10 protein-coding genes are annotated in these 6736 nt (G+C 28.0%); 1 reads left to right on the top strand and 9 read right to left on the bottom strand.

Annotation, left to right across the window (positions count from 1 at the left end):
• From CIW83_RS20165 to CIW83_RS20135, 7 genes are all read right to left on the bottom strand, one after another.
• The coding region (locus tag CIW83_RS20165; protein WP_143598605.1) for a PhzF family phenazine biosynthesis protein at nt 1-157 on the bottom strand (157 nt) is incomplete at its 3' end.
• Between the two features lie 38 nt (nt 158-195).
• The gene (locus CIW83_RS20160; RefSeq protein ID WP_094904240.1) at nt 196-1056 is read right to left on the bottom strand and encodes a ParB/RepB/Spo0J family partition protein; all 861 of its coding nucleotides are present in this window, start codon (nt 1054-1056) and stop codon (nt 196-198) included.
• 4 nt (nt 1057-1060) lie between these two features.
• On the bottom strand, nt 1061-1828 hold the full coding sequence (locus CIW83_RS20155) for a ParA family protein (protein ID WP_094904239.1): 768 nt from the start codon (nt 1826-1828) through the stop codon (nt 1061-1063).
• Nucleotides 1829-1936: 108 nt separating this feature from the next.
• The gene (locus CIW83_RS20150) at nt 1937-2350 is read right to left on the bottom strand and encodes an NUDIX hydrolase (protein WP_094904238.1); all 414 of its coding nucleotides are present in this window, start codon (nt 2348-2350) and stop codon (nt 1937-1939) included.
• Between the two features lie 96 nt (nt 2351-2446).
• Nucleotides 2447-2824 (bottom strand): GNAT family N-acetyltransferase, encoded by a 378-nt coding sequence (locus CIW83_RS20145; protein WP_094904237.1) that lies wholly within the window; start codon nt 2822-2824, stop codon nt 2447-2449.
• A 171-nt stretch (nt 2825-2995) separates the two neighbouring features.
• The gene (locus CIW83_RS20140) at nt 2996-3412 is read right to left on the bottom strand and encodes a GNAT family N-acetyltransferase (RefSeq protein WP_201260068.1); all 417 of its coding nucleotides are present in this window, start codon (nt 3410-3412) and stop codon (nt 2996-2998) included.
• A gap of 231 nt (nt 3413-3643) precedes the next feature.
• A complete protein-coding gene (locus tag CIW83_RS20135; RefSeq protein ID WP_094904235.1) occupies nt 3644-3892 on the bottom strand; it encodes a hypothetical protein in 249 nt (82 codons plus the stop codon).
• 199 nt (nt 3893-4091) lie between these two features.
• On the opposite strand from CIW83_RS20135, the gene CIW83_RS20130 reads away from it, so the two are divergent.
• On the top strand, nt 4092-4682 hold the full coding sequence (locus CIW83_RS20130) for a DsbA family protein (protein ID WP_094904234.1): 591 nt from the start codon (nt 4092-4094) through the stop codon (nt 4680-4682).
• Between the two features lie 976 nt (nt 4683-5658).
• Here the strand turns inward: CIW83_RS20130 and CIW83_RS22400 are convergent.
• Together CIW83_RS22400 and CIW83_RS20120 are read right to left on the bottom strand one after the other, a co-directional pair.
• A complete protein-coding gene (locus CIW83_RS22400) occupies nt 5659-5832 on the bottom strand; it encodes a hypothetical protein (RefSeq protein ID WP_158220188.1) in 174 nt (57 codons plus the stop codon).
• Between the two features lie 74 nt (nt 5833-5906).
• Entirely contained in the window at nt 5907-6545 is a 639-nt protein-coding gene (locus CIW83_RS20120; protein WP_094904232.1) for an aminoglycoside phosphotransferase family protein, read from the bottom strand.
• Nucleotides 6546-6736 lie beyond the last annotated feature (191 nt).

Raw genomic sequence — 6736 nt, 5'->3', positions numbered from 1 at the left:
CCTGTGATGCCTTGGCAGTCTCAGATAAGTTCATTTCCTTGGCAATATTTTGCATTATATCCTCGGTTAGATACTTAGCATCTAAAACTACTCCAGCTGGATTTCCTCCAAAAGCCTTATCAGAAAAAGCATCTACTTGATATATATTTAATTCCATATATTTCTCCTTTCAATCTTTCTAAATAAAATATATGCTTACTTAGTTAAAACTTCTATGATTCTCTCCAAATCTTCATATCCATAATATTCTATTTCAATTTTTCCTTTTTTATTTCCTTGTATCAAATTAACCTTTGTGCCTAATGTTCTCATTAAATTTTCTTCTAAATCCATTATATGAGGATCTCTATTTTCTTTACTATTGGTACTTTTAGTTGCTATAGTTTTTTTGTTAGTCATTTCCTCTGTCTGTCTGACATTTAAATTATTATCTATTATTTTTTTTGCAGCCAATAATTGTTGTTGTTTATCTTTAATACCTAATAGAACTTTACCGTGACCAGATGTTAACTCTCCTTTAGCTATATAGTCTATAATTTCATCTTCTAAATTTAAAAGTCTAACTGTATTTGCTATATATGATCTAGATTTTCCTACCTCATTTGCTAATTCTTCTTGAGTTAGATTATAATCTTTCATTAATTTCTTATATGCTAAAGCTTCTTCTATAGGATTTAGATCTTCTCTTTGAATATTTTCAATCAAAGCAAATTTTGCTGACATCTCTGTATTTACATCTTTTATAATACAAGGAACTTCCTCTAGTCCAGCCGCCTTACAGGCTCTTAGACGTCTCTCCCCTGCTATTATTTCATATTTATTTTTTACCTTCCTAACTATAATTGGTTGTATTAGTCCATGTATTTTTATGGAATTAGTTAAATCTGATAGTGCATCTTCGTGGAATTCTTGTCTCGGTTGGTTCTCATTAGGTATAATCAATTTTATATCTATGTTTTCAACGAACTCATTTGACGGTTTGCCTTCATCAACTGTTATTTCTTCAGAAATTAAAGCAGATAATCCTTTACCCAACCCTCTTTTTTTTACACTCATATTATCACTCCTCAACTAATTCTAAAAACTCTTCAGCTAACTCCATATATGCCTCTGCACCCTTTGATTTAGAATCATAATCCATAATTGATAATCCATAGCTTGGTGCTTCAGCTAATCTTACATTTCTAGGAATAAGACTTACGTAAACCTTTCCTTTAAAAAAACTTTTTACTTCATCTACTACTTGTATGGATAAGTTTGTCCTACCATCAAACATGCTAAGAACAACTCCTTCAATTTCTAGGTTAGGATTCAATCCTTTCTTTACAAGTTTTATTGTTTCAAATAATTGGCTTACACCTTCTAATGCATAGTACTCACACTGAATAGGTATGATTACACTGTCAGAAGCAACTAATCCTATTACAGAAAGTATTCCTAAGGATGGAGGACAATCTATGAAAATATAGTCGTATTTATCTTTAACATTTTCTAATTTGCTTATTAGTATCTTTTCCCAATTTCCTTCTCTAGCTAATTCTATTTCTAAGCCTGCTAATTCATTATTTGATCCAATTATGCTTACACCCTCTGCTGAAGTTTCTCTAATAGCATCCTTCAAATCCACTTTATTTGCCAATACGTCATAGATAATAGGATATCCATCATTTTTCTCCACTCCTAGTCCGGAGGTTGAATTACCTTGAGGATCAATATCAATCAAAAGAACTTTCTTTCCTAACCTTCCTAATCCTGCACTTAAATTTATGGTGGTTGTAGTCTTTCCAACACCACCTTTTTGATTGAATATGGATATAATTTTGCCCAAAAAACCACCACCCTGTGTTTCATCTTATTACTTATATGATATCAGATTATGTTAATATTTGAAAGAAATCTTTAATGTTCCACGTGGAACATTAAAGGAATAGCAAAACTAATTTTCATAGAAATATGTAGCAGATTTATGAATTAGTTCTTCAATACCAAATTTATAGTACGGCATTAACTCATCTGCTTTCCAAATATCTACCCAAACTATTTCAGAAATTTCTTGAGGATTTTCAATTGAAATATTTCCTCCAATAATTTCCCCTCTAAATGTGATAAAAACGACATGTTCATCTTCCTCTTCAAAAAAACATTCGTTTACAGCAGCTACATCTTTGATCTTTACTAAAAGACCTGTTTCCTCACGTACCTCCCTAATAACAGCCTGTTCTAAAGTCTCATCTTTTTCTACTGCACCTCCAGGCATAGACCAACTATCACTATCACAATTATATACCATAAGTATCTGTTTACTTTCTTCATTGTATATTAGGCAATACACAACATTTACTTTTTTCAATTATATCACTCCTCAGAATAAAACTAGTCAAACTTATTGAAGAAATATGTTACGTCATTATCTTTTCCATCACTTGTTTTTTCACCACCAGATTTTTCATACAATGCACAGGCACCAGTATTGTTTTTTTTGTGTAAATAAAAAAAATCTACAAATACCCATCAGCTTACATAAATTCTTTATATCGGTAAGCATCTGAAATCCAATGCCTTGCCTCTGATACTCCGGGAGCACGCCTACTTCATGAATGTATAGCATATTTCCTTTGCTATCAAGTCGATTAAGCTCATATCCATATGCAAATCCAATTATTTTTCCTTCTTGAACACACGCAAAAATCCAATTGTTTGGATTTAAAAGAAATTGTCTTGCATTTTCCCCATCAATAAATCCATTTCTAAAATCCTTTTCCATTTGTAATACAATATCTAAATCAGAGAGACCTAACTTTCTAAATTCCCGTTTTGTTATCATATTAGCACCTCATTGCATAAATAATTTTCTAATTAAAATTTAATATCATAGTAAATATAAAATATCTTCTATTAAAAAGTTAAATCCTTTTTTTGAAATCCATTAAGGTCAAATCCTTTTTAAAAATAAAAAACAAATGAGGACTTTATTATAGATTATAGAAGTATCTATTTATTCTATTTCTTTACCTGATTGACATTTATAATTTCTAATCATCATTCCTTGAGCTTTAAACATTCCTTGTTTTTTATAAAATGATTGTAAGTCTTCATCGCATAGTAAATCTATCATATAAAAATCATTTAGTTCCTCTAACATCCTTTTAACTAATTCAGTTCCTATACCTTGATTCTTATATTGAGGCAACACCTCTAGAAGAGGAATATATGCAGATAAAACTCCATCACTAATAGCATTTATAAAACCAATTATCATATTATTTTCATCTATAGCAACTATAGATTTATAACTACCTTCTAAAATTTCTCTATGTTTTTCTACACTAGGTGGATTTGGCCATCCATCAAAGAAGCCTTGTCCTATTTCTAAGTATTTTAAATTTGAAGAGTATGTTTTATACTGAATCAATTTTCTCACTCCTTCATAAATATTAATTTCCTTTAAGATAATAACAAATAGCTTATTAATGTTCCACATGGAACATTAATTATTATATCTCCCTTCTTCTAAAAATGAACCATACATCATAAAACTTCACTCCTCCAAATATCCAATAAAGATACCTTTTAGAAGTAAAATAACATTTTCCTGCTATTAATCTAGGTTTTGATCTTTCGATAGGTCTTAAGCTCATTTAGCTCACCTATCTCCCCTATTATACTTTTTAATTTTCTGCTCCTTAATTATATAACTTATAAAAACAGCTCCTATTGAAACAATTAATTTAATCTTCCAAAGATGAAAGAAGTTTCTTATTAAATAGTCTATTGGTCTAAACATCAGAAATTTAATAGGCGAAACATAGTCTATCTTTACACCTGGAAAGAATCCGAACAATATATATATTATAATAAAAGCTATAAAAAAATTGCTTTTATTATCCTTCATTTTCTTCACCTCATTTTATGCTAAGCTAATCTATCTTAATCATATCATAAATAAATTTAGTTTAGTGATTATTAAGTAATTTGTAATGATAATGTAATTTGATAATAAGGATTATTGTATTGATTTTAAATTGTTAGTTATATTACTTCTTGGGTATATCTAATTTAAGTATAAATAAATATAAATAAGGAGTGATCCAATGACTAATATAAAGGTATTTTCGGACTTTGCTTGCCCCTTCTGCTATATAGGATTTTCAATAGCTAATAAGCTGATACAAGAAACCCCTAACATAAATATTGAATGGTTACCCTATGAATTAGATCCCGACTTGTCCTTAGAGGGAGTTTATTTAACTAATCATATTCCTCAAGAGCAAATAGATATGAGCTACAGAAGAATTGAAAGACTTGGTTCAGAATATGGATTAATATATAATAGTAAAATTAAAAAATTTAACACCCATAGATTGCATAAGGCAGCTCTTTATGCACATGAAGAAGGCAAGTATTACGAGTTTGCTAAAGAAGCTTTTAAAACAATTTTTGAATATGGTAAAAATGTTGGAGAACCTATAATAATTAATGAAATAGGATTAGTAGCTGGACTAAATATAGTAGAAATGAATAATTGTATTGACAATGGCAGCTTTGATGAAAAGATGAAAGAAGCTAAATATTTAGCATCTGTATACGAAATAGATAGTGTACCTACCTTTATAGTAAATGATAAGAAGAAAGTAGCACTATTAAAAGATTATGAAAAATTTAAGAAAGATTTATTAGAGTAAATCTTTTAAATCAATAAATGTTCCACGTGGAACATTTATTGATTTATTTTTTTAATTTTTGATTTTTTATGTTTTCTAGACTTATTATTCAATAATATTTTATATGATTAATTGCTAACGACAGTTCTATTAAGATAAAAGATATTTATCTTCTCTACATTAACGAACTATTTCGATAAATTAACATATCCCTTTAAATATATCTGTGTAAATAATTCTTCCATTTAACTCTTTTTAGTAAAATATACTTTCTTTTTAGTAAAATATATTTTGCTGAAAATCTTATTTCAAAACCATTTTCATCATAGTATTCGCATCTATTACGTAAAAAATATAACTTTTAAAATACTAAAGATAATGCCCAATTGTTATAGCATCATATAACTTTAATTGATACATAATATCCATTTGGTTATATCCCTTGGTCTTACTAATAGTTCTAAAAATTCATACTCTACTCCGTGACAACCTAAAAAATATATTACTACCAAATAATCGATACTTTTTTTACATAATTTTATTTGTAAATGTTTTCATAATAATATGATAACTAAATATAATTAGCTCTTCAACAACAATATTTAAGAACCTTTTACTATATAATTTCAATAATCCATTGAAAAGCACTATAGGCTCAAATTTAAGTTATACTTGTTAATCATACCTATTATATGGACATCCTCTGAAAAGTTTCTTAAATCTCAAAATACAGCCTCGTTTTTAATAGCCCATCTGGTAAATTTTAGACATTGGTTAAAACAAAATCGGAAATAATTTAAAAATATTAATATATGATAATACTAAAAAATATTTTTATAATATTTATATAAAATTTAATAATGAACTTTATATTATGAAGCAAACTATTATAAGTGATTATTTTTGGATAGCCCGTCGTACAATTCTCCAAGTTCTACTTGCAGATAAGACAATAAGTTACTAATGAAATTATTTATAGATCATAACTTTAAAAACCTTATAAAATACCTTTAGTCTTTAAATATTCTTCTGCTTTTTCTATTCTTCGTCCATTATTTTCTACAAAGAGGTCATAGCGTCGCTTAATCCACATATAAGTTTTATCTCTAACATATGAATCATCTGTGCCCTGAATAAAAGGAACACAAGCAGTAAATGAGTCAAAGCTCAATAGAGCCTCAAAACATTCCAGTTGTTGAATGTCCTTTCTAGTAACGTTTACATAACCTTCTAACATATATTCTTTTAAATCAATACCAATGAATAACAAAGAATTAATGTATTTGCAATATCATATCGACAATCAACAATCTTTGACTTTTCCCAATCCAAAATATACAGCTGTTTTTTATCAGTAAATATAACATTCCAAAAATGATAATCGCCATGATTAAGGCAAATATTATTAAAGTTAACCTCTTTAAATCTTCTACAGAGTGAATCAAGAATTTCTAAATATTCCATTTCCCCTAGATTTATTATTCTATTTTTTAGTGATTCTATATAATCATTAAAATACTTCTTTTGGCTTGTGTAGTAACCAGGAATTACCTCTTTAACTGGATTAATATCTAGGGAGTGAATATACCCAAGTGTATCTCCAAATTTTTTCATCAAATATTCAAATTGTTCTTTATCATCTATGTAGATTCTATCGAGAGTTTCACCCCCAATCTTTTCCATAATAATTAAAGTCTTTTCTTCATCTTCAAAATATATTTCTGGAATATTTATATAATCGCTATTAAGATAACTTTTAAATATAGCCAGTTCTTTTTTATATTTTGTAACACCACTATTACCTTTATAAACCTTTGAATAATCCTTAAAAACAACATCCTTAGAGAATTCAAGTTGATTTATATAATATTTAAGATTAAACATAGCTATATCATTACTAAAGCCTTCATTAACGAATTATAGATTTGTCATTTCTATATCTACTTGCTCTTTAGTTTTCTTTTCAATTAATTTTTTTACATTTTCACTAAGTCTCTCCCTATCCATAGTCCTCCCCTCATATCTTAATACTTTATCAGCCATATCATATACCTATTAATATCTTCTATTTTCTC

Origin of the sequence: Tissierella sp. P1 (assembly GCF_002266425.1) — a bacterium.
Taxonomy (GTDB): Bacteria; Bacillota; Clostridia; order Tissierellales; family Tissierellaceae; genus Tissierella; species Tissierella carlieri.
Note: the sequence above shows the minus strand (reverse complement) of the source record. Positions and strands in the feature narration are given on the sequence as shown.

Excerpts from the sequence above, each read along its gene's own strand:
- CIW83_RS20160 (WP_094904240.1), bottom strand. The coding sequence starts at position 1,056 with ATGAGTGTAAAAAAAAGAGGGTTGGGTAAAGGATTATCTGCTTTAATT.
- CIW83_RS20145 (WP_094904237.1), bottom strand. The coding sequence starts at position 2,824 with ATGATAACAAAACGGGAATTTAGAAAGTTAGGTCTCTCTGATTTAGAT.
- CIW83_RS20135 (WP_094904235.1), bottom strand. The coding sequence starts at position 3,892 with ATGAAGGATAATAAAAGCAATTTTTTTATAGCTTTTATTATAATATAT.
- CIW83_RS20130 (WP_094904234.1), top strand. The coding sequence starts at position 4,092 with ATGACTAATATAAAGGTATTTTCGGACTTTGCTTGCCCCTTCTGCTAT.
- CIW83_RS20120 (WP_094904232.1), bottom strand. The coding sequence starts at position 6,545 with ATGTTTAATCTTAAATATTATATAAATCAACTTGAATTCTCTAAGGAT.